The sequence below is a fragment of the Lysobacter concretionis Ko07 = DSM 16239 genome (assembly GCF_000768345.1).
Lineage (GTDB): Bacteria > Pseudomonadota > Gammaproteobacteria > Xanthomonadales > Xanthomonadaceae > Novilysobacter > Novilysobacter concretionis.
Genome location: NZ_AVPS01000007.1, coordinates 147,917 through 173,360 on the forward strand (window position 1 = coordinate 147,917; position 25,444 = coordinate 173,360).

The following is a 25,444-nucleotide window of genomic DNA, read 5'->3' on the forward strand; positions in this document are numbered from 1 at the left end:
TACAGGGCAGCGTGGTGAAACGGTGCCGCGGTCACGGTGGAATCCGACGGCAGGTCCGCCATGGAGTCCCGTCCTGGACCGGGTGAAGCAACCGATCCCGCAGCGCTACGCGCCACCCGCCGCCACGACCGCCAGCGTCAGCCGGGAAATGCATGCCAGCCGGCCGTGCTCGTCCTCGATCCGGATCTCCCACACCTGCGTGCGGCCGCCCACATGGACCGCGCGGGCGGTGCCGGTGACCAGCCCGCTGCGCACACCGCGCACGTGGTTGGCGTTGATCTCGATGCCGACGCAGACGCTGCCTTCGGGCACGCACTGGTTGCCGGCGCTGCTGCCCAGGGTTTCGGCGAACAGCACCGAGGCGCCGCCGTGAAGCAGGCCGTAAGGCTGCCGGGTGCGCTCATCGACCGGCATGGTGCCGCGCAGGTAATCGGGCCCGACCTCGGTGAAAACGATGCCCAGCGCCGCGATCGCGGTGTCGCGGGAAAGCCCGTTGAGGTGTTCGGGACTGGTGGGGCGACGGAACAGGCTGGCCGGGCCGGGGTCGGCTGACGGGCTGGCCGCTGTCGGAATCTGGAGGGGGGTCTTGGCGGATGCGTTCATCGGACGACGATAGCCGACGCTCCGCGCTGCTTCCATGTCGGCGCAGGCCGGTCGCCGCGTGGGCGTCCTGGCAACTGCGCCGATCCTGTGTACTTCGGTGTTGCGACTTGCAACCGCAGGCTGCGGCTTGTGCGGACGACGGGGGTCAGCTGATGCGGAACATGGACGACCTGGAACCGAATCCACTGCGCCGCGAGCGATTGAGGTAGGTGCCGCCACCGGTGTAGTAACCCGCTGCCTGCTGGCTGCTGCGACGACGCGGCTCGTACTGTGCCTGGGGGGTGTTCGCCAGGGCAGCCTGGCCGGCAGAGGTGGCGGCGGAAACCGGGGCGATGGCGGCCGGGTTCTGACGCGTGGCGATGGAAACAATTGAACGTTTCATTTTTTCTCCTTAAATGTAATGTTTACAGTGATTTAGCGCGCTGATTATAGCAGACCCGGACATTTATGAATAGGGGCATCAAGCAAACCTGAACAGGCTTGTCGCGGTGTTGTTCACATAGCTCGGAGTCCGCTGGTAGCGGTCGTTGCCGGCGTAGCCGCTGCTGTTGCCGTAGCCAACGCCGAAGTCGCGCTCCCGCTGGATGGCACGGCGCACCGGGGCCACGGCGCGGATGGAGCGGGCGGTATCGATCGCAATCGCGAGGTCGGCAGCCGAGAGGGCGCGGGAAGCGAAGTGGCGGGTGGTGGTGTGGGCATTCATGGCGGCGGTTCCTGCTGTAGTGGTTTGGTGTGCTGGTAATCTACAACACCTAGCCAGGTGCGCCATAGGCCGGAAGTCACCCCGTACCGGGCGCTTCAGGTGCCATTGGGTATTGCGAAATGCCGCCAGGGTCGGCGCAAGCGAAGTGCCCCGCCCGTTTGCCCGCTGGCCAGGTGCCGCAGTGGCCACACACACAGGCGACCTGGTGCCTCCCGGATCACCGCACGGCATCAGCGAGTACGACGGGCCATGCCGCCGGACAACCGCTACAGGATCGGGGCGAGGCCGGCACCGAACGCGGTGAACAGGCGGGTCGGCAGGCCTTTCAGGGCCATGTTGACCTCGGGGAAGTCGCCGACCGGGCGATAGCACTGGCGGAAGCGGGGATGGTCGGGCGGCAACGGCTCCGGGCAATCCGCGCCGGGCACGAACTCGTAGCTGGTCGCGTAGCGCATCGGCCACAGGTCGAACACCGGCAGGTACTCGGAGAGCTTGCCGATCGAGTACTCCAGTCCCCACAGCACCGGCGGCTTGTCACGCGGCGCGATCACCCACGAGTTGGCCGGGCTGATGTCGCGCCGGATGCTGGCGGCCAGCTCGCCCGCAAACGCCGCATCGCGGATCACCACCGCGCTCTCGGTGTTGTAGGTGTCGCCGCGCGGATCGAAGTTGTGGGTGCCGACCACCCCGACCCGGTCGTCGATGACCAGCGACTTGGCGTGCATGCCGATGCGCACGCCGGCGCGCTTCAGCGGCACCGGCTCGTTGGAGTACCGGCGCAGGTAGCGGGTGGCGCCGTACTCGGTGTTCAACGGCCGGCGGTAGCGCGCCGAACTCAGCACGCTGGCGCGATCCGGCGCCGCGGTGGCGGGCGGCGCAACCGGTGTCTCCACGTACTCGGGCAGGAACGCGCCGGTCGCGTCCAGGTCGATCGGCGCGTCTTCGGGGAACGGCTTGTACTCGTAGATATGGAAACCGAAATCACGCAGGTAACGTCGCTTGTACTTGTACGACAGCGCGTAGGCGATGAATGCATCGGTGGCCGCCAGCGAGTTGGTCGAGACCACGATCCGGGGCGGATCGGGGCGCTCGTGCAGCCGCTCGAACAATTGTTGCGCCGGCTTCGACAGCACCAGGTACGGCGTCTGCAGCAACACTTCGTGCCGGGCCGACTCGATCAGCTGCACCAGCGAACGCGAGGCCGTCGCGTGCTCCAGCGGGGAGTCGGCATGATGCTTGTCGGGGCCGTCGGACACGTACTCCACCGCGCCCACGGCCAGTGCGTGATCGACCAGCCGGGTCTGCACCAGGATCGCGTCGCTGGCGTCCTCGCGCATCGCCTCGGCCCGTTCGGGCCGCTTGAAATCATGCGCATGCAGGGCTGGCACGCCGTTGGCCAGCAGGCTCCTGCCGACATCGACCAGCCGCTGTGGCGGCACGCTGCGGCGATTGCTCCAGAACGCCTCGAAGTCCACCGCCATCTCACGCGCGACCGGGCCGGCGACCAGCAGGTCGCGATCGCGGAAGTCGTACTGGTCGTCCCAGTCGTAGTAATCGTCCTGGTAGTTGCGTCCGCCGGTGATGCCGACCGCGCCATCGACCAGTAGCAGCTTGGTGTGCATGCGCTGGTTGAGCTGGCGCCAGCAGCACGCCGCGGCGATCAGGTACTGCGGGTAGGTGACCCGCGCGCGGCCCAGCACCGGGTTGTACAGCCGGACCTGGAAGTTCCGGTGCACGCCGCTCAGCGCGGCCAGGGTTTCCACGCTCTGCATCGCCGCCAGCTGGTCCATCAGCAGCCGCACCCGCACCCCGCGGCGCGCGGCGACCAGCAGCTCGTCGAGCACCAGCCGGCCGGCATCGTCCTCGTCGTAGATGTAGGTCTGCAGGTCGATGGTGGTGGTCGCGCTGCGGATCAGGTTGACCCGTGCCAGCATCGCGTCGGTGCCGCGGTCGAGGATCAGCGCGTAATGGCGCGGCTGCTCCGGGGTCGTCACGCTGAAGGCCTGGCCGGCCAGCCGGCGCAACGGCGAGGGCTGCGCGCAGGCGTCGCGCGCGGCGCAGGTCGACTCGCCGGAACGTGCCTCCAGCGCGATCGCGGCGGCACGGTCGGCCTGTTGCGGCGTCAGCGTCGCGCAGGCGGCCAGCAGCAATGCCGGCAGCACGGCGGCCAGTCGCCGGATCGGCGCGACCACGCTCACGGCACCACGCTCACGGCACCACGCTCACGGCAGCGCGTCCGGCAACCGCTCGTCCTGCAGCCGCACGCGCAGGGTGAAGCGGACCCGATCGGCCAGCACCAGGCGCAGGCCGTCGATGCCGTAGTTGCTGCGGTCGACACTGCCGCTGGCAATGGCGTCGCAGTCGCGACCGGGTCGCGAACAGGTGGTCGGGGCGACGACGAAGGTCTCCCGGCGGCTGATGCCGTGCATGGTCAACCGGCCACGCAGCAGGCCGCCGTCATGACCCAGCGCGGCGTCGTGAGGTTCGGACACGAACTCGATGTCCGGATAACGGGCCGCATCGAAGAACCCCTCGCCGCGCGCCAGTTCGGCATAGCGCGCGGAGCCTTCGACCTCCACCGCGGCGGTCGCCAGGCGGATCCGGATCTGGCTGCGGCCATCGGGCAGCGCCAGCACCACGCCCTCGTAGACCGGGAACCGGCCGCGCACGCGCTGGCCCCAACGGGTACGCAGCTCGAAGCCGAATGCGGTGTGCGCCGGGTCGAACACGGACACGCCGGTGCGGTCGTCGACCTCGGCCGGGGCGACAACGGCGTATTCCGCCACCGCGGTCCCGGCCTGCGACGGCGCCGCCGGCCATGCCAGCAGTCCCAACGCAATCCAGCCAAACAGGTTCCGTCTGGAAGTCACGGCCACCAGAACGCGTCGAGCTGGGCAGCACCCGGCTCGATGGCTGCACCTTGGGGGAGGCGCAATACCGCGATCGCCCCCGAAGGCATGCCGCGGTAGTCGCCCGACTGGCCGCTGTTCAACAACGCGACGAGCTGCTCCAGGCCGGGGTTGTGGCCCACCACCATCAGCCGGCCGGCATCCGGATGTGCATCCACCAGCGCGATCAGCGCGCCGGGATCGGCTTCATAGATCCCGTCCTCGACGCGCTGCTCGACATAGCCGATCACGCCCAGCACGCCTTCCAGCGTCTCCCGGGTGCGCCGGGCCGGCGAACACAGCACGCAGTCGGGCACCAGGTTTTGCGACGCCAGCCAGTGTCCGGCGGCCTCCGCCTCGGCCAGACCCTCCGACGACAACGGACGGTCCATGTCGGCCTGGCCGAGGGTGCCGGGTTCGGCATGGGCATGGCGCAGCAGGATCAGTTCACGCATGGCAGGACCTCGGAGGGAAGCGGGACGATGGCGACGCTATTTTCTCAACCATTTCAGCAGCGGCTGCCAGTCGGCCTGGTGCTCGCGCACGTGCGCCGAATGGTAGTCGAACAGGCTTTTTCCGAGCCCGCTCAGCAGCACATACGCCTGGCTGTCGCGCAGTTGGCCGACCAGCGGATACGGCCAGCGCTGCAGCAGCTCGACCGTCTGCCGGGAAATGCTGGTCCAGGGCCGCAACCGGTTGGCGACCAGGCCGACCCGCAACTCGCCGCGGCGCACGCGCGGGTGCAGGGCCAGCGAATCCAGGAACGGCACGCTGGCTTCGATATCGAACGTGGACGGCTGCACCGGCACCACCACCGCGTCGGCGATGTCCAGGAAAGCCGCCAGCTCGCGCGCCATCGCACCGGCGGGGGCATCGATCACCGTCTGCCCGGTGTCCTCGGGAACCTGCTTCCGCCATTTGCCGCGATGGCTGCCGTCCACCGGCAGCACGGCGCTTTCCAGCACCGAACGCCGCTGCGCCCAACGGGTCGCGGAGGCTTGCGGATCGGCATCGACCAGCACGGTGTTCATGCCCGCCAGCGCCGCATGCGCGGCCAGATGGGTGGCGATCGTGGTCTTGCCCACGCCGCCCTTGGAACTGGCCACCAGCACCGTCTTCATCGCGCCTCCCGGGGTTGGCGGCCCGCGCCGCCGTGCAGACGGCAGCGTACACCGGGTCGACAGGAGGTGGTGGCTCCGTCGCGACCTCCATCCCGCCTCGTCAGGACACGCCGCAATGCCGCACAGCATGCAACGGGGCGCGACGGCGGACGGTGCCTCGTTCAACAAGCATGTCCATCCGGAATGTTGAGTCCGCAGGCTCAACCGTAATGCCCGGCGACGAAACGCTCCAGCTGGCGGGCAGCGGCATGGACCGCCACGAACAGCGTGCCGGGCACACCCGAGGGATTGCCGGCGGAGTGACGATGCCCGGCCGCTTCCAGCGCGGCGGCGGCGGCGGCGAGTCCGGGCGCACCGACCAGGCGCGCGGCGCCCTTGATCTTGTGCGCCTGGCGGATCCACGCGATGTCGTCAGCAGCAGCGCGCGCCGCGTCTAGTGCGGCCAGATCCTCCGCGGTGCTGGCGAGGAAGTCGACCATCAACGCGCGCGCGTCGGCCGGGTCGCCACCGGTCAGGGTCTCCAGGGTGGTGCCGTCCAGCTCGGGCAGTTCCGGCGGCACGCCCGCATCGGGCGGCGTTGTAATGAATGCGGTGCCAGGTGGGGTGCCGGATTGTGCTTCGGCAGCAAACAAAGCCGGCACCTCATCCCACACCTGTGTCGCCGCATGCGGCAACCAGCGCTGCAGGCAGGCCTGCAATACCGGCACCGAGACCGGTTTGGCGAGGTAATCGTCCATGCCGGCGCCGAGACAACGCTCGGCTTCGCCCTTCAGCGCGGAGGCGGTCAGGGCGATGATCGGCGTGCGTGGCTTGCCGTCGCGCGCCTCCTCCTCACGGATCGCGCCCGCCAACTGGTAGCCATCCAATCCGGGCATGTGAATGTCCGAGAGCACCAGCGCATACCGCCCGCTGCGCCAATACTGCAGGCCCTGCAGGCCGTCTTCGGCGGCCTCGCTGGCATAGCCGGCCAGAGCGAGCTGGCGCGCGATCACCAGCCGGTTGGTCGGGTGGTCGTCGACCAGCAGGATCAGGCTGCGCTCGGCTTCGGCTTCCGCCACGGCGGGAACGCGGCGGGCGCTGACCAGGGCGGTCTGGGCCGCCACCGGAACGGCAGGGAGAACCTCATCGGCCCGCGCCCGTGGCAACACCAGTTCCAGACGCATCGTGGTGCCTTCGCCGGGCACGCTGTCCATGCGGATGCTGCCGCCCATCAGCTCGGCCAGCCGGCGGCAGATCACCAACCCCAGTCCGGTGCCGCCGAAGCGGCGGGTGGTATCGTCCTCGGCCTGGCTGAATGGCTGGAACAGCCGCGCCTGCGCCTCGGCACTGACGCCGATGCCTGTGTCGGTCACCCGCAGCACCAGCCGCTCGCGACCCTGCGTGTCCTCCGGCCCCGCATCAGCCTCGCCCGCCCATTCCAGCGCCACCTCGATACCGCCCTGCTCGGTGAACTTCAACGCGTTGGTCAGGAAGTTGGACAGCACCTGGCGCAGGCGCATCGGATCGACCCGGTGCGCGGGTGCCACCCGCTCATCGACTTTGCATGCCAGCGCCAGGCCCCTGCTGGAAGCCGCGCCGGTGTAGTGGCTGACGGTGTCGCGCAACAGCTTCGGCAAACTCACCGGTTCGGGCGCCAGCTCCAGCCGGTCGGCCTCGATCTTGGAGAAGTCCAGGATGTCGCCAATGATCTGCAGCAGCGACTGCGACGACTGCTGGATGATGTTCAACGCATGGCGCTGATCGGGCTCCAGCCGCGAGTGGGACAGCACTTCGACCATCCCGGTGACGCCGATCATCGGGGTGCGGATTTCATGGCTCATCGCGGCCAGGAACGACGACTTCGCCTGGTTGGCCGCCTGCGCGCGCGCCTCGCTGTCGCGCAGTTCCGATTGCAGGCGCTCGTTCGCCGACAGTGCGGCCTCATTGCGGGCGAGCTGGTCGATCAGCTCGGTCTCGAAAGTGAGCACGTCCCGCCGCATCTCCGCAAACGCCTCCATCACCAATGCCAGTTCGCCACGCGGCTGAAACCGCGGCTGCGCGGTGTAGTCGTGCGCGCGCATCCGCCGGACCAGGAACACCAGGCTCTCCACGCCCCGGTAGGCGTTGCGCAATACCGCCTGCCCCACCAGCACGACCACCAGCAAGGTCAGCAGCGACACGCCGATGCGCAAGGCGCTGACCCGCCGGCTGCGCTGCAGGTCCGCGCGCACCAGGGCATCGGCCTGCACCATGGCCTGGGCGGACAGCGCCTGGATGCGCGTGGTGACCGGATCGATCGCCGGATACAGCGCGATATCCGCGAAGCGGCCCAGCCGGTCCATGTCGCGGGCGAGCAGGATTGCGCGCAGCTGGGCGATGGCCCGGTCGGCCGCGACGCGCTCCCGCGCCACTTCGTCGAACAGCTTCTGCTGTTCCGGATTGCGCGGCATCCGCGCCAACGCGTCCCAGTTGCGGTTGATGCGGCCACGCATGGTATCGACCGTGACCACGCCGTCCTCCCACGGCAGCAGGAAGTTGCGCACCCGGAACGTGGTGTCGACCACCCCCAGCCCGTACGCGTCGGACACCGCCTTCAGCCGGTCCATGCGCTGCAGCGACTCGTCCTTCAAGGTCAGCAGCGATTGGCGCGCGCGGTACTGGGAAACCTCGTCGATCACCAGCACGCTGGTGCCGGCCAGCAGGCACAGGCCGAACAGCAGGATCAGCTGGTGCCGGATGCCCAGCGCCGCGAGACGGCGGCGAACCCGCAAGCGCCACGACGTGGAGGTGTCGCTGCTGGCGGCCATCGACCTAGAACTCCGGCCGCCGCCAGCGGGCGAGGATGCCGGGCAGGTCTTCCGGCGGTACCGGCGGGGCGATCAGGTAGCCCTGGGCCGTCGCGCAGCCCAGTTGGGCCAGCATCTGCCAGTCCTCCACCGTGGCCACGCCCTCGGCCACCACCTTCAGGCCCAGCTTGCGGGCCAGGTCCAGGCTGGCCTCGACCACCGCCCGCTTGCGCGGCTGCTCGTGCGCCCCGGCAACGAAGCCCTGGTCGATCTTGAGTTCGGTGAACGGGATCTGCGACAGCTGCGCGAGCGAGGAGTAGCCGGTGCCGAAGTCATCGATCGACAGGCCGAAGCCCTTCAGCCGCAAGCGCGCCAGCACCCCGAGCGCGCGGGCGGCGTCGGCCAGCACCGAGCTTTCCGTCAGCTCCAGGACCACCTCGGCGGGGTCGACGCCCTGGGCGATCACGATGCGCTGGTAGCGGTCCGCGGCGGTGGCATCGGCCAGGGTGGTCGGCGAGACGTTGACCGACAACGTCAGGTGCAGGCCGGTCTGGTCCCAACGGCGTTTCCATCGGCACGCCTGTTCCAGCATCAGGTCGGTGAAGGGGTCGGCCAGGCCCTCGCGTTCGAGCAGGCCGATGAAGTTCTGCGGCCGCACCACCCGGCCGTCCGGTCGCCGCCAGCGCGCCAGCGCCTCCACCCCGACCGGCTTGCCGTTGACCAGTTCGACCTGGGGCTGGAACCACGGCCCGATCTGGCCGTGGGCGAGCGCTTCGCGGATTTCGGTGGCACTGATCTCGATCGGCTCGTCGATGTCCTCGTCGTACTCCTGGGTGTCGTAAGCGGACAGCGCGTTGGCGAGTTTCTCGGCGGTCAACGGCTTCTCGACACTGCCCAGCACGCGCAGGCCGTAAGCCCGGGCCATGCTCTGCACGGTATTGAGCAAGGCCATGTCCAGCGCGCTGACCACCAGCACCGAACGGGCCAGACCGCGCTGGGCGACATGGCCGATGAACTCGATGCCGTCCATTCCGGGCATGTCGAGGTCGACCATCACCACGTCCGGCGGGCGGCCGCGTTCGGCCAGCAGCGTCAACGCCGCGCGACCTTCGGCCGCCTCGGTGACGTCGGCCACGCCGAGTCCGGCCAGCAGCCGCAGCGCCATCCGGCGCTGGAAACCGTGGTCCTCCACCACCATCACGCTCAAAGCCGATACGGACATCCGATCCCCTCGTGGCCCGTGACCCGTGCTGCGGCCGCGGATCACTCTAGCCTGCCGTGAAGGCCACAAACAACAAACCCGGCCGGGGCCGGGTCTGTCTGCTGCGCGATTGTCCGCGGGAGGGTCCGCTCAGGACGGGACGGGACGGGACCGTCAGCGACGCCTCATCACCACTGCGGCGGATCGGCCTGCCAGGCCTGCTGGATCTCGGCCAGCACCGCACGCTCCCCATCCTGCCAGTCGGGCAGCAACATCCCGTATTGATCGTTGCCGCTCCACCTGTCCGGGTGGGTGCGCACGGCGGCCGCATACCATTGCACCGCCTCGTCGCGGCGATCGAGCGTCCACAGCACCAGGGCGAACGTCGGCGGCATCCAGTCGGCGGTGACGTTGCGGGCCTTCAGCAATGTCTCCCATTGGCCCAGTGCATCGGCGGCATTGCCGTTGCGCAGCAGATCCCAGCCGTAGTTCCACAACAGCGGGCGATACAGCGCTTCGGTCGGACTGACCTGGCGCAGCACGCGCCCGTACAACTCGTTGCCCAGCTCGGGTCGGCCGCCGGCCATCGCGATGTGGGCCAACTGGGCGGTTTCGGCCTTCGCCCGCGGGTTGCGCGCGATCGCCTTCAACAGCGCGTCGGCCAGGGCATCGCCCTCGCCCTGCAGGGCGACCACGGGACGCGTGGTGCGCGCCTCTTCGGTGAAATAGAACTCCGATACCGGCACCAGCCGCGCCGGAACGGCCTGGGCGGATACCGCCCCGATGCCGGCCAGACAGGCCGCCAGGCCAACCGCGACCGCCAGGCCCTTCACGGACCGATTGACAACATGCATGTGGATTCCCCCTGAATTGCCGACCCATGGTAACGCGGTGCCGCAAGGGGGCAAGGCGTTCGCTGGTAGAATCCGGCGGCTTTTCCGGCCAATCCTGCCCGTTGCCACCGCTCGTGCGCTGCCTGCGCCCGCGTGCGCCCGATCCGGCACGGCCTGCCCACTCGCCACGCAAACTCTCCCGCAGCCACTGCGCGGCCCTCGCCGCGTCGGAGCCACGCATGACCCATACCGCCGCGCCCGCCTTCCCCGCCGCCAACCGCACTGCGCTGGCCGATCCCGATTACGGGCTGGACCACAAATACAGCCGCCAGGAAGGCCGCATCTACCTGTCCGGGGTGCAGGCGCTGGTCCGGCTGCCGCTGATGCAGCGCCTGCGCGACCAGGCCGCCGGGCTGGATACCGCCGGCTTCATCTCCGGCTACCGCGGCTCGCCGCTGGGCGGCTTCGACCTGGAGCTGTGGCGCGCGAAGAAGCATCTGGCCGAGGCAGGGGTGAAGTTCATTCCCGGCCTCAACGAGGACCTCGGCGCGACGATGGTCTGGGGCACCCAGCAGACCAACCTGTTCGAAGGCGCGAAGTTCGATGGCGTGTTCGGCATGTGGTACGCCAAGGGCCCGGGCGTGGACCGCAGCGGCGATGTGCTCAAGCACGCCAACGCGGCCGGCACCAGCCCGCTGGGCGGGGTGCTGGCGCTGGCCGCCGACGACCACGCCTGCCGCAGTTCGACCCTGCCGCACGGCTCGGAAGGCGAGTTCACCAGCGCGATGATGCCGATCCTCAACCCGGCCGGGGTGCAGGACATCCTCGACATGGGCGCAATCGGCTGGGCGATGTCGCGCTACACCGGTCGCTGGGTCGGCTTCAAGACAATCGCCGAGACGGTGGAATCCTCCGCCTCGGTCGACGTCAATCCGCTGGCGCTGCGGATCGTCACCCCGGACGACTTCGAGATGCCGGTCGGCGGCCTCAACATCCGCTGGCCGGATCCACCACTGGACCAGGAAATGCGCCTGCACCGCTACGCGGTCAAGGCCGCGCAGGCGTTTGCGCGGGCCAACGGCGTCGACCGCATCGTGATCGACTCGCCCAACCCGCGGCTGGGCATCATCACCACCGGCAAGTCGTATCTGGACGTGCTGACCGCGCTGGAATACCTCGGTCTGGACGAGCGCGCCTGCCAGGACCTGGGCATCCGTGTGTACAAGGTCGGCATGACCTGGCCGCTGGAGCCGGTCGGCCTGCGCCGCTTCACCGAAGGGCTGGCCGACATCGTGGTGGTGGAGGAGAAGCACGCCTTCATCGAGAGCCAGATGAAGGAGGCGATGTACAACTGGGGCGGTGGCGCGCGGCCGTCGATCGTCGGCAAGTACGACGAGGAAGGGAACTGGATCCTGCCCAGCACCGGCGAGCTGACTCCGGCGACGATCGCCGGCGTGATCGGCCGCCGCATCCAACGGTTCCATGATTCCGAGCCGATGCGCGACGTGCTGCGCTGGATGGCCGGGAAGGAAGCCGAGCTGGCCCTGCCGCGGGCGCAGTTCCCGCGCGTGCCGCACTACTGCTCCGGCTGCCCGCACAACACCTCCACCGTGGTGCCGGAAGGCTCGCGCGCGCTGGGCGGCATCGGTTGCCACTACATGGTCACGTGGATGGACCGCAGCACCGACACCTACACCCACATGGGCGGCGAAGGCGTCACCTGGGCCGGGCAGGCCGCGTTCACCGACACCGAACACGTGTTCCAGAACCTCGGCGACGGCACCTACTTCCACTCCGGCACGCTGGCGATCCGCCAGGCGGTCGCGGCCGGGGTCAACATCACCTACAAGATCCTCTACAACGACGCGGTGGCGATGACCGGCGGCCAGCCGGTGGACGGCCAGCTGAGCGTGCCGCAGATCGCCCATCAGGTCCGCAGCGAAGGCGTGCACGCGATCGTGGTGGTGTCCGACGAGATCGAAAAATGGCGTCGTCGCGACCTGTTCCCGTCCGAGGTGGAGTTCTTCGACCGCGCCGAACTGGACGCGGTGCAGAAGCGTCTGCGCGACGTGAAGGGCACTTCGGTGCTGATCTACGACCAGACCTGCGCGACCGAGAAACGGCGCCGGCGCAAGCGCGGCAAGATCGTCGACCCGGCCAAACGCGTGATGGTCAACTCGCTGGTCTGCGAAGGCTGCGGCGACTGCGGCAAGAAGTCGTTCTGCGTGTCGGTGCTGCCGAAGGAAACCGAGTTCGGCCGCAAGCGCGAGATCGATCAGTCCAACTGCAACAAGGACTACTCCTGCGTCAGCGGCTTCTGCCCCAGCTTCGTCACCGTGGAAGGCGGCGGGTTGAAGAAGAAGTCGGCGAGCAACGCCAAGGACCGGCTGGCCAACCTGCCGATGCCGGTGCTGCCGACACTGGAGCGGCCCTGGAACATCCTGATCACCGGCGTCGGCGGCACCGGCGTGGTCACCATCGGCGCGCTGCTCGGCATGGCCGGCCATCTGGAAGGCAAGGGCTCCAGCGTGCTCGACCAGACCGGGCTGGCGCAGAAGGGCGGCGCGGTCACGACCCACATCCGCATCGCCAATACCCCGGGCGAGATCCACGCGGTGCGCATCGCCGCCGGCGAGGCCGACCTGGTGCTGGGCTGCGACATGGTGGTGGTCAACGACTACTGGGCGCTGTCGAAGATCCGCGGCGGTCGCACCCAGGTGGTCCTCAACAGCTACGAGGCGATGCCCGGCAGCTTCACCACCCGGCCGGACCTGCAGTTCCCGGCCACCGACATCATCAGCGCGGTGCAGACCGCGCTCGGCGGCGAGACCCCGTTCGTGGTCGATGCGACCCAGATCGCCACCGCGCTGCTGGGCAATGCGATCGGCAGCAACCTGTTCCTGCTCGGCTACGCCTGGCAGCGCGGACTGGTGCCGATCTCGCTGGACGCGATCATGCGCGCGGTCGAGCTCAACGGCGCGGCGATCGAGATGAACAAGACCGCGTTCGCCTGGGGCCGGTTGGCGGTGATCGACCCGCACGCGGTGGCCGATGCCGCCGGACTGGTGCGCAACCAGCCGACCGCCGCCGAAGCCACTCCGAACGTCCTGCCGATGCTCGGCGCCGGGCAGTGGGAAGGCCATGAATCCGGCAGCCCGTCGGCTCCACGTCCCGGCCGCGACGAGGACGAACTGCGCCACGTGCCGCAAAGCCATCCCGGCGACAAGGTCGCGTTCCTGCCGCTGGACGACGCGCGCCTGTCGCGCTCGCTGGACGAGCTGATCAGCCGCCGGGTCGAGTTCCTGACCGAATACCAGGACGCGACCTACGCCCGCCACTACGCCAGTCTGGTCAACCGCGTGCGCGATGCCGAAGCCGGCAAGGCGTCCGGCAGCACCGACCTGACCGAGGCGGTCGCGCGCTACGCGTTCAAGCTGATGGCCTACAAGGACGAGTACGAAGTCGCCCGGCTGTACACCAGCGGCGAGTTTCTGCGTCAGGTCGAGCGGCAGTTCGACGGCGACTACAGGCTCAAGTTCCACCTCGCTCCACCCCTGCTGGCCAGGCGAGACGAAAACGGCCAGCTGATCAAGCGCGAGTTCGGCCCGTGGGTATTCACCGCGTTCAAGTGGCTGGCGAAGCTGCGCAAGCTGCGTGGTGGCCCGCTGGATCTCTTCGGCTACACCGAGGAGCGCCGGACCGAGCGCCAGCTGATCGTCGACTACTTCAAGACCATCGACGCGCTGCTGCCCGCGCTGGACCGTGGCAATGTCGCGCTGGCGGCCGAGATCGCCGCGATCCCCGAGCAGATCCGCGGCTACGGCCACATCAAGGAAGAGCACCTGCACAAGGCCAAGGCCCGCGAAGCCGAGTTGCTGGTGGAGTGGAACAACCCGCTACGGATCGTGCAGGTGGCCTGAGCGCACCGACACAGAAACCGGCCCGGCAGCGATACGCTGCGGGCCGGCGGAGTGCCTTCGGAAAATCTCCGGCATTGCACTCCGCAGGAAACCGTCATCAGGGCCGCGCTGCAGGTCCTTTGTCCACAACAAAAAATAAAACGGGATTCACTAAAGTTCCGCCACAAGCGGCCGATAGGACTGGCGTGCCGGCCTCCCTGCCGGCTTTGGGCGCAATCAATGTCCCATCATCCTTTTTACGTGCCGCCCGCCTTCGGGATGCAGGCTTTCATGGAGTCGGCCGCCCTCGCCGGTGACTACACCGTGCCGCGTCCATCCGGCCTTCTCGCCGGATGAGCGACGTCGCACTCCCTGCTAGCGTCGCCGCCACCGATTGGCGCGAGCGGCTGCTGGACGCCACCACCACGCGCGACGTGATCGCGGTGGTGGTGGATCTCGCGCAGCAACTCCCGGGCGTACGTCAGGTCCGGGTGCTGTGGGAACTGGACCCCGGCGACCTGCCGGCCGCCATCGATGCCGACACGTTGCGGCTGGCCGACGACGCCATGGCCGCAGGCGCGCCACGCACCAGCGCAAGGGGTGACCTGCTGGCGTTGCCGCTGCAGACCAGCACGGCCGTGGTGGTGATGGACCTCGGAAGCGACGCCGACGCGGCCGGCATCACCGACACCTTGCGCCTGCCACTGCGCGTGGCGGACCGGAAGCTCCACGACCGCGTGCGACTGGAGGAGCTGGAAGGTGCGGTGCGTCGCCTGCGACGTTCCGAACAGCTGCAGGGCGCCTTGTTCGCGATCTCCGATCTGTCCGGGTCCGACCACGACATGACCGAGATGCTGCGCAGCATCCACGGCATCGTCGGCAGACTAATGTATGCCGAGAACTTCTTCATCGTGCTGCGCAACCTGGCCCGCGACACGGTCCACATCCCCTACTTCGCCGATGTCCTCGACCCCTGCCCGTTCGAGGAGGCTTCGCTGGAAAGCATCAAGCACTCGTGCACCTGGTACGTGATCAACGATGCGTCGCCGCTGCGGGGCAACACGGGCCAGCTGCACAAGCAGGTCTCCGGCCCGCTGCTCACCGTCGGCACCGAGAGCCATGACTGGCTGGGCGTGCCGATGCTGCGCGACGGCGAGGCGCTGGGTGCGATCGTGGTGCAGAGCTACCAGCCCGGCATCGACTTCACCGCGGCCGACCAGACACTGCTGGAGTTCGTCGCCAGCCACATCCTCACCGCGCTGGAACGCAAGCGCAGCACCGACCTGCTGGAACACAACGTCAAACTGCGCACCCGGCAACTGGCCGAGGCCAACCTCGGGCTGCAGCAGGAGGTCGCCGAACGCCAGCGTGCCGAACGCCTGCAGGCCGCGTTGTTCCAGATCGCCCAGCTGGCGACCGCCGACATCGACGAGGACCGTTTTTACGCCAGCATCCACGGCATCGTCGACCAGCTGCTCAACGCCGAAAACTTCTACATCGCGCTGCTTTCCGATGACCGCACCGCGCTCAGCTTTCCCTATTACATCGACAAGCAGGGGCGCAAACACCACGAGGGTCGCCGGCTCGCTTCCGGACTCAGCGAGTACGTGTTGCGCCACCGCACGCCATTGCTGGTCCACAACCGGGAGATCGAGGCGCTCGAACAAAGTGGCGAGGTGGCGCGCGACCACCGCCGCTCGCCGCCAGCCGAATGCTGGCTGGGCGTGCCGCTGCTGTCGGGCGACGAGGTGCTCGGCATCGTCGCCCTGCAGAGCTACGACCCGCACAGCGGCTATGGCCAGGCCGACCAGGAGCTGCTCGCGTTTGTCGCCCTGCAGATCGCCACCAGCCTGCACCGCCGCCGCAGCGCGCAGTTCCTGCTGCAGGCCTACAACCAGCTGGAAGAGCGGGTGGCAGAACGCACCGCCGAACTGCGCGAGCAGATCCACGAGCGCGAGCAGGTCCAGCACCAGCTCCGGCACGAGGTCATGCACGATGCGCTGACCGGCCTGCCGAACCGCGGCCAGCTCCACGACCGCCTCGAACAGCTGCTCGCCCGCCTGCACGCGCAGCCGGAATCGCGCTGCGCGCTGCTGTACCTGGACGTCGACCGGTTCAAGGTCATCAACGACAGTCTCGGCCACCTGGCCGGTGATGATTTCCTGCGCCAGATCGGTCGACGCCTGCAGTCCTGCGTCCGCGATCCGGATCTGGTGGCGCGGGTGTCCGGCGACGAGTTCGCGATCCTGATCGAGAACGACAGCGTGGACGAGCGAGGCCTGCCCACGGTCGCCAGCGCGGTGGCCGAGCGCGTGCTGCAGCGGCTCTCCGCACCCCTGCGGGTGGCGAGCCGGCTGCTCGATCCGTCGGCCAGCATCGGGGTCGCGGTCGGGGATGGCAGCTACCTGCGCGCCGACGATCTCATCCGCGATGCGGACACCGCGCTGTACCGGGCCAAGTCGCTGGGACGCAAGCGGTGGGAACTGTTCGACGACTCGTTGCAACGCTCCGCCGTCGACGTGCTGACTTTGGAGATCGAGCTGCGCCAGGCGCTGCAATACGACCAGTTGGAGCCCTGGTTCCAGCCGATCGTACGCCTGGCCGATGGCGCGGTGGTCGGCCATGAGGCCCTGCTGCGCTGGAACCACCCGCAGCGCGGCGTGCTGCGACCCGGCGAGTTCCTCCACGTCGCCGAGGACAGCGGGCTGATCGAGGCGATCGACTGGCGCATCTTCAAGCGCAGCTGTGCGCTGAAAGCCCAGTGCAGCGACGACGGCTACCTGTCGATCAATGTCGCCCCGCGCCACCTGCTGCGCGACAACTTCGCCACCCGCCTGCTGGGCCTGCTGGAACGCACCGGACTGGCGCCGGAGCACCTGCTGATCGAGGTCACCGAAGGCTCCCTGCTGGACGAGCCCGACCGTGTCCGGGCGGTGCTGGAGCAGTTGCAGGCGCACGGCATCGGCGTCGCCCTGGATGACTTCGGCACCGGCTACTCATCGCTGAGCTACCTGCACACCTTTCCGTTGCGGGTGCTCAAGATCGACCGCACGTTCCTGGCCGCTCTCGACCAGCAGGACAACAGCGGCGCCGTGATCGCCGCGGTGCTCGCGCTGGCCCGCGCACTCGGCATGGACGTGGTGGCCGAAGGCATCGAGACCGAGACCCAACGGCGCGCGCTGATCGAGCTGGGCTGCGAATTCGGCCAGGGCTACCTGTTCGGTTACCCGGCGCCGCGGTCACCCATCCCCACCACCTGAGCCGCCACCCGGACTCACAGCGTCCGCACCACCTTGCCCGACGCGGCTTCCAACAGCGCGCTGATCCGGTCGCGCTGCTGATGGTTGTCGGGCTGGGCGACCACCGCGAAGCGTCCGCGTTCGATGGCGTCGAACACCGTGTTGATCAGCACGTCCTGGTCCGGCCGCAAGGTCACGAACCCGCCGGTGAACAGGCCGAACACGGTGCAGAAGAACACCAGCGCGCCGCCGGCCGCCCACGGCGATTCGCGCACCGCCCGGATATCCATCCCCCACAGCAGCAGGAACACCACCACACCGGCCACTGCACCCAGCAGGCCGAACGTGATGTGGGCCTTGACCGCGGTGCGCCAGATGCCGCGGCTGTCAGGTTCGATCTTGCGGCCCGGCCGCGGATCGCCGGGCGCCACCACCTGCACCTGCGCGTCGGTCAGGCCGAGCTCGCCGCGCACGCGCGCGGCCGCCTCATCGGCGACCGCGCGACTGTCGAACACCGCCGCCACCTTGCTGAAGGAGCGCTCGCCAAACACCGGGCCATCGGTTTTCATCGCCTCACTCCCAACCGCCGTAGTGACTGCCACGATGCCCCCGCAGGAGTCGAAGCCCGGTGAACCGGGCAATGGCGCGGCCTCCAAGCCCCGGCTGCGCGGGATTTCGTCCTTGCGGACTGGCGTCGTCCGGCGAGGGACGGGACGGGTCGCCGGCTACCGCACCCACACCAGGCTGCGGTTGTTCGCCGGCATCGCCACGTCCTCGACCAGCCGCAGGCCGATCGCGCGCGCCAGTGCGTCGACCGCTTCGAAATCGCGGATCGCCGAGCGCGGGTCGCGCGCCTGCAGCCAGCCGTCGAACGCGCGATTGCTGTCGCTGGTGTATCGCCCGGCGTAATTGAACGGTCCGTACACCACCAGCGTCGCCGTCGGCGGCGCCGCTGGTTCGCCCGGCGGCAGCGCGCGGTCGATGCCGGCGAAGAACGCCTCCACCTCCGGCCAGCCCATGATGTGCAGCGTGTTGGCGCTGAAGACCGCATCGAACGCTGCTACCCCTTCCCTCATTGCGGTACCTCTTGCGGCGCTTCGCGCGCCCTCACCCCAACCCTCTCCCGCAGGCGGGAGAGGGAGCAAAGGCAGGGGCCACGGGTCGGTCGCGACGTCGAGCACCAACGGCTCGGGCGTGTTCGGCAACGCGGCCTCGGCCAGCCATTGCCGGATGCCCGGCAGATGCTCCGCGCGGTCGCTGCACTGCCAGACCAGCCATGGCATCGCGGCGGCGAAATGCACCGCGTGCTGGCCGGTGCCGCTGCCGATCTCGAGCACGTGGCGGCGGTCGGCGAAGCGGGTCCGCAACACCGCCAGGATCGGCTCACGGTTGCGCTCGCAGGACGGCGAGAACGGCTTGTCGATCATGGGCCTGCCCCGGTCGGCATGCGGTGTGGAACGGCGTCGGACGTCACCTTCGTTCTCCCTGTTTCGTGCACGGACAGACCGGCGGGGATGCGCGGCCACGAAACCGGCATCGCCATCACTGTACCGGCGCGACGCCTCACGTATCCGGCGCGCGCGGACCATCGCCGCTGCACGCGATACCGCCGCAATCGGCACGATCGACCATGACCCCAGTCACTTGTGCCCTCGCCAACGGCCGTCGAGAGTCGAAGGCCTGTCCATTGCAGCCGGTGGCATGCCGGTTGCCGTCCCTGGGGGAATGCACGCTGTGCAACGACGCGAGTTTCTTGCGCTGTCCGGAATGAGCCTGGCCGGTCTGCTGCTGCCGCACTCACGCCTGATCGCCGCCGGGCAGTTGCTGGAGCCCGCCGACGCGCGCCGCAACAAGGCGCTGGCCGAGGCGGCACTGGAGGCGGCCCGACGCGCCGGGGCCAGCTATTGCGATGTGCGTATCGGGCGCTACCTCAACCAGTCGCTGGTCACCCGCGAAGCCCGGGTGGAGAACATCAGCAACACCGAATCCTCCGGGGTCGGCATCCGGGTCATCGTCAACGGCGCCTGGGGTTTCGCCGCGACCCACCAGTCCACCCAGGCGGCGGTGCTGGCAGCGGTCGGGCAGGCGGCCGCGATCGCGCGCGCCAATGCGCGCATCCAGACCCGGCCGGTGCAACTGGCACCGGTGCAGGGCGTTGGTGATGTGCGCTGGCAGACGCCGATCGGCAAGAACGCGATGGCCGTGCCGGTGCAGGACAAGGTCGACCTGCTGTTGGGCCTGAATGCGGCTGCGACGAATGCCGGCGCCGACTTCATCAGCTCGCAGCTGTTCCTGGTCAACGAGCAGAAGTTTTTCGCCTCCAGCGACGGCTCGTTCATCGACCAGGACGTGCACCGGATCTGGTTGCCGTTCACCGCCACCGCGATCGACAAGGCCAGCGGCAGGTTCCGCACCCGCAACGGCCTGTCGGCGCCGATGGGCATGGGCTGGGAATTCCTCGACGGCCGCCCGGAAGGCCGCTACGAGCTGCCCGGTGGCGTGGTCGGTTACGGCCGTTCCTACGATCCGGTCGAGGACGCGATCGCAGCGGCGAAGCAGGCGCGCGAGAAGCTCAGCGCGCCGTCGGTCAAACCCGGCAAGTACGACCTGGTGCTGGACCCGTCCAACCTGTTCCTGACCATCCACGAGAACGTCGGCCACCCGCTCGAGCTGGACCGCGTGCTCGGCTACGAGGCCAACTACGCCGGCACCAGCTTCGCCACCCTGGACAAGCGCGACGCCGGCTTCCGCTGGGGCAGCGACATCGTCAATTTCACCGCCGACAAGACCGAGCCCTACAGCCTGGGCGCGGTCGGTTACGACGACGAGGGCGTCAAGTGCGGGCGCTGGGATCTGGTCCGGGACGGCACCCTGGTCAACTACATGGCGACCCGCGACGAGGTGCACATCCTCGGCGAGACCGCGTCGCACGGCTGCAGCTACGCCGACTCCTGGTCGAGCATCCAGTTCCAGCGCATGGCCAACGTGTCGCTGGCGCCGGGCAAGGCGCCGCTGAGCGTGGCCGAGATGGTCAAGGGCGTCCAGAACGGCCTCTACATCCACGGCCGCGGCTCGTATTCGATCGACCAGCAGCGTTACAACGCCCAGTTCGGTGGCCAGCTGTATTACCGGATCCAGAACGGCGAGGTCACCGGCATGGTCGAGGACGCCGCCTACCAGATCCGCACACCGGAGTTCTGGAACGCCTGCAGCGCGATCTGCGACGCGCGCGACTTCCGCCTCGGCGGCTCGTTCTTCGACGGCAAGGGCCAGCCGGGGCAGGTGTCGGCGGTCTCGCACGGTTCCAGCACCGCCCGCTTCGACGGCATCAACATCATCAACACCGCGCGCAGCCTGGGCTGAGCGCGGCATGACACCTCAGCACCTCATCGACACAAGGGAGAACGACCTTGCAACGACGTGAATTCCTCGCCCTGACCGGGCTCACCGCAGGCGGACTGTTGCTGCCGTCGTTCTTCGGCAATGCCGTGGCCGCCGAGCAACTGCTGGAAACCATGGACCCGGCGCTGAAGAAGCGGCTGGCTGATGACGCCCTGAGCGCCGCGCGCGAGGCCGGCGCCACCTACTGCGACGTGCGCATCGGCCGCTACCTGCGCCAGGCGGTGATGACCCGCGAGGACAAGGTGCAGAACGTGATGAACGGCGAATCCACCGGCGTCGGCATCCGCGTGATCGTCGATGGCGCCTGGGGCTTTGCCGCCACCAACCAGCTGACCTCCGACGGCGTGGTGCAGGCGGCGCGGCAGGCGGCGGCGATCGCGCGCGCCAACGCGAAGGTGCAGACGGAGCCGGTGCAGTTCGCCAAGGCGCCGGGCTACGGCGAGATCCGCTGGCGCACGCCGATCCGGAAGAACGCGATGGAAGTGCCGATCCAGCAGAAGGCCGAACTGCTGCTGGGCGTGAACGCCGCCGCGATGGCGGCCGGTGCCAGCTTCGTCAATTCGACCCTGTTCGCGATCAACGAGCAGAAGTATTTCGCATCCACCGACGGCTCCTACATCGACCAGGACGTGCACCGCATCTGGGCGCCGATGAGCGTCACCGCGATCGACGCCGCCAGCGGCAAGTTCCGCACCCGCGCCGGCCTGTCCGCGCCGATGGGGCTGGGCTTCGAGTACCTGGACGGCAACGCCGCCGACAAGACCGTGCTGCCCTGTGGCGTCACCGTCTACGGCCAGTCCTACGACATGCGCGAGGACGCCATCGCGGCGGCGAAGCAGGCCCGCGAGAAGCTCAAGGCGCCCTCGGTCAAGCCCGGCAAGTACGACCTGGTGCTCGACCCCTCGCACACCTGGCTGACCATCCACGAGGCCATCGGCCACCCGCTGGAGCTGGACCGCGTGCTCGGCTACGAGGCCAACTACGCCGGCACCAGCTTCGCCACCCTGGACAAGCTTGAGCAGCGCTTCCAGTACGGCAGCGACCAGGTCAACGTGTTCGCCGACAAGACCCAGCCGGGCAGCCTCGGCGCGGTCGCCTACGACGACGAAGGCGTGAAGTGCAAGCGCTGGGACCTGATCCGCGACGGCAAGCTGGTCGACTACCAGACCATCCGCGACCAGGCCCACATCCTCGGCAAGACCGAGTCGGACGGCTGCTGCTATGCCGACTCGTGGTCGAGCGTGCAGTTCCAGCGCATGGCCAACGTGTCGCTGGCGCCGGGCAAGACGCCGCTGAGCGTCGCCGAGCTGGTCAAGGACGTCGAGAACGGCGTCTACATCGTCGGCAGCGGCTCGTTCTCGATCGACCAGCAGCGCTACAACGCCCAGTTCGGCGGCCAGCTGTTCTACGAGATCAAGAACGGCGAGGTCACCGGCATGCTGGAGGACGTGGCGTACCAGATCCGCACGCCGGAGTTCTGGAATGCCTGCAGCGCCATCGCCGACGAGCGCGACTACCGCCTGGGCGGTTCGTTCTTCGACGGCAAGGGCCAGCCCAGCCAGGTCTCGGCCGTGTCGCACGGCTCTTCCACCGCCCGTTTCAACGGCATCAATGTCATCAACACCGCGCGCAGCCTGGGCTGACCGTCGAAGGAGTTTCCGAGCAATGAGCATCTTCACCGAACAGGAAGCCAAGGCGATCCTCGACAAGGTCATCGCCCTGTCCAGGGCCGACGAATGCACCGCCACGCTGAGCGGATCGCTGGACGGCAACATCCGCTTCGCCCTCAACAACGTCTCCACCAGCGGCATGGTCGGCAATGCCGAACTCGCGGTGCAGGTCGCCTTCGGCAAGCGCGTGGGCAGCGCGACGATCAACGAGTTCGACGACGCCGCGCTGGAACGCGTGGTGCGCCGGGCCGAGGACCTCGCCCGGCTCGCGCCGGAGAACCCGGAGTTCATGCCGGCCATCGGCAAGCAGGCCTACACCGCCAGCCCGACCTTCAGCGAATCCACCGCCGCGATCGACCCGGAGTTCCGCGCCCGGGTCGCCGCCGACTCGATCCTGCCGTGCCGCGACAACGGGCTGATCGCCGCCGGCTTCCTCAATGACGGCAAGAGCTTCTTCGCCACCGCCAACAGCAACGGCAACTTCGGCTACCAGCAGGCGACCAGCTTCAACTACACCTGCACCGTGCGCACCGAAGACGGTCGCGGCTCGGGCTGGGTCGGTCGCAGCCTCAAGGACGCCGCCGATTTCCGCGCCGGGCAGGACATCCAGATCGCGATGCGCAAGGCGACCGAGTCCGCGGCGGCGAAGGCGCTGGAGCCGGGCAAGTACACCGTGATCCTGGAACCCGCCGCGGCCGCCGGGCTGATCAGCTTCATGATGAATTTCTTCGATGCGCGCACTGCCGACGAAGGCCGCAGCTTCCTGTCGAAGAAGGGCGGCGGCAACAAGCTCGGCGAGCAGGTGTTCGACCCGCGGGTCAGCATCATCGCCGACCCGCGCGACCCGGAAGCGGCGGTGCTGCCGTGGGATGGCGAGGGCATGCCGCGTGATCGCGTCGCCATCATCGAGAACGGCAGGATCGCGAACCTGGGCTACTCGCGCTACTGGGCGCAGAAGCAGGGCAAGACCGCCACCGCGCGGCCGGGCAACCTGCTGATGAGCGGCGGCGAGAAGTCCACCGCCGAGCTGGTGCGCGAGACGCAAAAAGGCATCCTGGTCACCCGCACCTGGTACATCCGGATGGTCGATCCGCAGACCGTGCTGCTCACCGGCCTGACCCGTGACGGCACGTTCTACATCGAGAACGGCCAGATCAAGCACCCGGTGAAGAATTTCCGCTTCAACGAATCGCCGGTGATCATGCTCAACAACATCGACGAGCTGGGCAAGCCGGTGCGTGTGGGCGGCGACGAGTCGCGCTTCGTGATGAGGATTCCGCCGATGCGCCTGCGCGACTTCACCTTCACCTCGCTGTCGGACGCGGTGTAAGTGCTTTTTCCCCTCTCCTGGTGGGAGAGGGACTTTTCGAGAATCCCGGTCCTTGCTCCAGTCCCGTCTGACGCGTGCGCAATTCCTGCGGCTGTTGCTCGGCGGTGCCGCCGTGGCGGCGCTGCCGGGGCCGCTGCGTGCGCAGGCCGGCCGCTACGACTTCTGGTTCACCCGCCTGAAGTACGACTCCGGCGACTGGGACGTGGACGCGCGCATGCCGTCCAACGTGATCACCTCGCTGATCGACTACACCTCGCTGCGGGTCGATCCGCAGGAGCACGTGGTCGCGTTGTCGGACCCGCGCATGCTGCAGGCGCCGTTCTGCTACCTGGCCGGGCACACGCTGGTCGAGTTCAACGCCGCCGAACGGCAGAACTTCGTGCGCTACGTGCGCAACGGCGGCTTCGTGTTCGTCGATGACTGCAACCACGACATCGACGGCCTGTTCGCCAAGTCGTTCGAGAAACAGATGGCGGCGCTGTTCGGCCCGAAGGCGCTGCGCAAGCTGCCCAACAACCACGCGCTGTACCGCAGTTTCTTCTCGTTTCCCGACGGCCCGCCGGCGACCGGCTTCGAGCTCAACGGCTGGGGCGACGACCTGGTCCACGACTACCTCAAGGGCATCGAGGTCGACGGCCGGCTCGGCGTGCTCTACAGCAACAAGGACTACGGCTGCGAGTGGGATTACGACTGGCGCAACAAGCGCTTCCTGGCCGAAGACAACACCCGCTTCGCGGTCAACATCGTCATGCATGCCCTTGGCGGCGGCTGACGGCTTCTTCCCCTACAGGTTCTTTCCATGACGACTGCCGAGATCGATTCCCTGCTGCCGAAACTGGCGCAACTGCGTACCGCGCTGGGCCAGGCCGTGGTCGGCCAGCACGCGGTGGTCGAGCAACTGCTGATCGGCCTGCTGGCCGGCGGCCACTGCCTGCTGGAAGGCGCGCCCGGGCTCGGCAAGACCCTGCTGGTGCGCTCGCTCGGGCAGGCATTGGAGCTGCAGTTCCGGCGCGTGCAGTTCACCCCCGACCTGATGCCCAGCGACATCCTGGGCACCGAGCTGCTGGAGGAGGAGCACGGCACCGGTCACCGCAGTTTCCGCTTCCAGAAGGGGCCGGTGTTCACCAACCTGCTGTTGGCCGACGAGCTCAACCGCACCCCGCCCAAGACCCAGGCCGCACTGCTGGAAGCGATGCAGGAACGCACCGTGAGCTACGCCGGCACCACCTATGGACTGCCGGCGCCGTTCTTCGTGCTGGCCACGCAGAATCCGATCGAACAGGCCGGCACGTATCCCTTGCCCGAGGCGCAGCTGGATCGCTTCCTGCTGCATGTGCGGGTCGACTATCCGAGCGAGCAGGAAGAGCACGACATCCTGCTGCAGACCACCGGCAGCGCGGCCGCCGAGGTGCCGCAGGTGATGGATGCCGAGGCGGTGCTGGCGCTGCAGGCGGCGGTGCGGCAGGTGCACGTCAGTCCGGACCTGCTGGCCTGGATCAACCGCCTGGTGCGCGCCAGCCGGCCCGGCCCCGACGCACCCGAAGCGGTGCGCGAATGGGTCCGCTGGGGCGCCGGTCCGCGCGCCGGCCAATCGCTGGTGCTGGCGTCGAAGGCGCGCGCGCTGCTGCAGGGCCGCTTCGCCGCCACCCGCGAGGACGTGCAGGCGCTGATCGGACCGGTGATGCGCCACCGCCTGCTGCTGTCGTTCGCCGCCGAGGCCGAACACAAGAGCGCCGACGACGTGATCGCCGCGCTGCTGCACGCCGTGCCGTTCCCCGCCTGATCGCGCC

19 protein-coding genes are annotated in these 25,444 nt (G+C 68.6%); 7 read left to right on the top strand and 12 right to left on the bottom strand.

The window, feature by feature from the left end:
* Positions 1 to 105 precede the first annotated feature (105 nt).
* From N792_RS09960 to N792_RS10005, 10 genes are all read right to left on the bottom strand, one after another.
* Positions 106 to 603 carry a hotdog fold thioesterase gene (locus tag N792_RS09960; protein WP_084105680.1) on the bottom strand — a complete coding sequence of 166 codons (498 nt, stop codon included), beginning with the start codon at positions 601 to 603 and terminating at the stop codon, positions 106 to 108.
* A gap of 145 nt (positions 604 to 748) precedes the next feature.
* Positions 749 to 985 (bottom strand): hypothetical protein, encoded by a 237-nt coding sequence (locus N792_RS09965; protein ID WP_036194600.1) that lies wholly within the window; start codon positions 983 to 985, stop codon positions 749 to 751.
* Between the two features lie 78 nt (positions 986 to 1,063).
* The gene (locus tag N792_RS09970; protein ID WP_036194602.1) at positions 1,064 to 1,306 is read right to left on the bottom strand and encodes a hypothetical protein; all 243 of its coding nucleotides are present in this window, start codon (positions 1,304 to 1,306) and stop codon (positions 1,064 to 1,066) included.
* 266 nt (positions 1,307 to 1,572) lie between these two features.
* The gene (locus N792_RS09975) at positions 1,573 to 3,498 is read right to left on the bottom strand and encodes a phospholipase D-like domain-containing protein (RefSeq protein ID WP_191150545.1); all 1,926 of its coding nucleotides are present in this window, start codon (positions 3,496 to 3,498) and stop codon (positions 1,573 to 1,575) included.
* A 30-nt stretch (positions 3,499 to 3,528) separates the two neighbouring features.
* A complete protein-coding gene (locus tag N792_RS09980; protein ID WP_191150483.1) occupies positions 3,529 to 4,176 on the bottom strand; it encodes a YceI family protein in 648 nt (215 codons plus the stop codon).
* Entirely contained in the window at positions 4,173 to 4,649 is a 477-nt protein-coding gene (locus N792_RS09985) for a SixA phosphatase family protein (protein ID WP_036194608.1), read from the bottom strand. The genes N792_RS09980 and N792_RS09985 overlap by 4 nt, the downstream gene beginning before the upstream one ends.
* A 36-nt stretch (positions 4,650 to 4,685) precedes the next feature.
* Positions 4,686 to 5,315, bottom strand: coding sequence for a ParA family protein (locus N792_RS09990; RefSeq protein WP_036194610.1), 630 nt, complete (start codon positions 5,313 to 5,315; stop codon positions 4,686 to 4,688).
* A gap of 200 nt (positions 5,316 to 5,515) precedes the next feature.
* Entirely contained in the window at positions 5,516 to 8,101 is a 2,586-nt protein-coding gene (locus tag N792_RS13510; RefSeq protein WP_052103922.1) for an ATP-binding protein, read from the bottom strand.
* Between the two features lie 4 nt (positions 8,102 to 8,105).
* Positions 8,106 to 9,302, bottom strand: coding sequence for an EAL domain-containing response regulator (locus N792_RS10000; RefSeq protein ID WP_036194612.1), 1,197 nt, complete (start codon positions 9,300 to 9,302; stop codon positions 8,106 to 8,108).
* A gap of 167 nt (positions 9,303 to 9,469) precedes the next feature.
* Entirely contained in the window at positions 9,470 to 10,135 is a 666-nt protein-coding gene (locus N792_RS10005; RefSeq protein WP_052103924.1) for a tetratricopeptide repeat protein, read from the bottom strand.
* Positions 10,136 to 10,353: 218 nt separating this feature from the next.
* Between N792_RS10005 and N792_RS10010 the strand changes: the two genes are divergently transcribed.
* A complete protein-coding gene (locus tag N792_RS10010; RefSeq protein ID WP_036194614.1) occupies positions 10,354 to 14,034 on the top strand; it encodes an indolepyruvate ferredoxin oxidoreductase family protein in 3,681 nt (1,226 codons plus the stop codon).
* Positions 14,035 to 14,366: 332 nt separating this feature from the next.
* Positions 14,367 to 17,273, top strand: a complete 2,907-nt coding sequence (locus tag N792_RS10015) for a bifunctional diguanylate cyclase/phosphodiesterase (RefSeq protein WP_036194616.1) — start codon at positions 14,367 to 14,369, stop codon at positions 17,271 to 17,273.
* A 14-nt stretch (positions 17,274 to 17,287) separates the two neighbouring features.
* Here N792_RS10015 and N792_RS10020 read toward each other — a convergent pair whose 3' ends face one another.
* Both N792_RS10020 and N792_RS10025 read right to left on the bottom strand, forming a co-directional pair.
* Complete coding sequence (locus N792_RS10020) at positions 17,288 to 17,821, bottom strand: hypothetical protein (RefSeq protein WP_036194618.1); 534 nt, start codon at positions 17,819 to 17,821, stop codon at positions 17,288 to 17,290.
* A 156-nt stretch (positions 17,822 to 17,977) separates the two neighbouring features.
* On the bottom strand, positions 17,978 to 18,679 hold the full coding sequence (locus N792_RS10025) for a DUF938 domain-containing protein (RefSeq protein ID WP_036194619.1): 702 nt from the start codon (positions 18,677 to 18,679) through the stop codon (positions 17,978 to 17,980).
* A 307-nt stretch (positions 18,680 to 18,986) separates the two neighbouring features.
* Here N792_RS10025 and N792_RS10030 point away from each other — a divergent pair, with 307 nt between their 5' ends.
* From N792_RS10030 to N792_RS10050, 5 genes are all read left to right on the top strand, one after another.
* Positions 18,987 to 20,615: a TldD/PmbA family protein gene (locus N792_RS10030; protein WP_036194752.1), complete on the top strand. Its 1,629-nt coding sequence runs from the start codon at positions 18,987 to 18,989 to the stop codon at positions 20,613 to 20,615.
* Between the two features lie 47 nt (positions 20,616 to 20,662).
* Positions 20,663 to 22,297 (top strand): TldD/PmbA family protein, encoded by a 1,635-nt coding sequence (locus N792_RS10035; protein WP_036194620.1) that lies wholly within the window; start codon positions 20,663 to 20,665, stop codon positions 22,295 to 22,297.
* A 22-nt stretch (positions 22,298 to 22,319) separates the two neighbouring features.
* Positions 22,320 to 23,654, top strand: a complete 1,335-nt coding sequence (locus tag N792_RS10040) for a TldD/PmbA family protein (protein WP_036194621.1) — start codon at positions 22,320 to 22,322, stop codon at positions 23,652 to 23,654.
* A 67-nt stretch (positions 23,655 to 23,721) separates the two neighbouring features.
* Positions 23,722 to 24,426: a DUF4159 domain-containing protein gene (locus tag N792_RS10045; protein ID WP_036194754.1), complete on the top strand. Its 705-nt coding sequence runs from the start codon at positions 23,722 to 23,724 to the stop codon at positions 24,424 to 24,426.
* Positions 24,427 to 24,453: 27 nt separating this feature from the next.
* Positions 24,454 to 25,437 carry an AAA family ATPase gene (locus tag N792_RS10050; RefSeq protein ID WP_036194622.1) on the top strand — a complete coding sequence of 328 codons (984 nt, stop codon included), beginning with the start codon at positions 24,454 to 24,456 and terminating at the stop codon, positions 25,435 to 25,437.
* The last annotated feature ends 7 nt before the right edge of the window (positions 25,438 to 25,444 follow it).

Coding starts and splice junctions, on each gene's coding strand:
- N792_RS09990 (WP_036194610.1), bottom strand. CDS start 5,315: ATGAAGACGGTGCTGGTGGCCAGTTCCAAGGGCGGCGTGGGCAAGACC.
- N792_RS09985 (WP_036194608.1), bottom strand. CDS start 4,649: ATGCGTGAACTGATCCTGCTGCGCCATGCCCATGCCGAACCCGGCACC.
- N792_RS10020 (WP_036194618.1), bottom strand. CDS start 17,821: ATGAAAACCGATGGCCCGGTGTTTGGCGAGCGCTCCTTCAGCAAGGTG.
- N792_RS10015 (WP_036194616.1), top strand. CDS start 14,367: ATGAGCGACGTCGCACTCCCTGCTAGCGTCGCCGCCACCGATTGGCGC.
- N792_RS10040 (WP_036194621.1), top strand. CDS start 22,320: ATGAGCATCTTCACCGAACAGGAAGCCAAGGCGATCCTCGACAAGGTC.
- N792_RS10000 (WP_036194612.1), bottom strand. CDS start 9,302: ATGTCCGTATCGGCTTTGAGCGTGATGGTGGTGGAGGACCACGGTTTC.
- N792_RS10005 (WP_052103924.1), bottom strand. CDS start 10,135: ATGCATGTTGTCAATCGGTCCGTGAAGGGCCTGGCGGTCGCGGTTGGC.
- N792_RS09965 (WP_036194600.1), bottom strand. CDS start 985: ATGAAACGTTCAATTGTTTCCATCGCCACGCGTCAGAACCCGGCCGCC.
- N792_RS10050 (WP_036194622.1), top strand. CDS start 24,454: ATGACGACTGCCGAGATCGATTCCCTGCTGCCGAAACTGGCGCAACTG.
- N792_RS10010 (WP_036194614.1), top strand. CDS start 10,354: ATGACCCATACCGCCGCGCCCGCCTTCCCCGCCGCCAACCGCACTGCG.
- N792_RS09960 (WP_084105680.1), bottom strand. CDS start 603: ATGAACGCATCCGCCAAGACCCCCCTCCAGATTCCGACAGCGGCCAGC.
- N792_RS09970 (WP_036194602.1), bottom strand. CDS start 1,306: ATGAATGCCCACACCACCACCCGCCACTTCGCTTCCCGCGCCCTCTCG.
- N792_RS13510 (WP_052103922.1), bottom strand. CDS start 8,101: ATGGCCGCCAGCAGCGACACCTCCACGTCGTGGCGCTTGCGGGTTCGC.
- N792_RS10025 (WP_036194619.1), bottom strand. CDS start 18,679: ATGATCGACAAGCCGTTCTCGCCGTCCTGCGAGCGCAACCGTGAGCCG.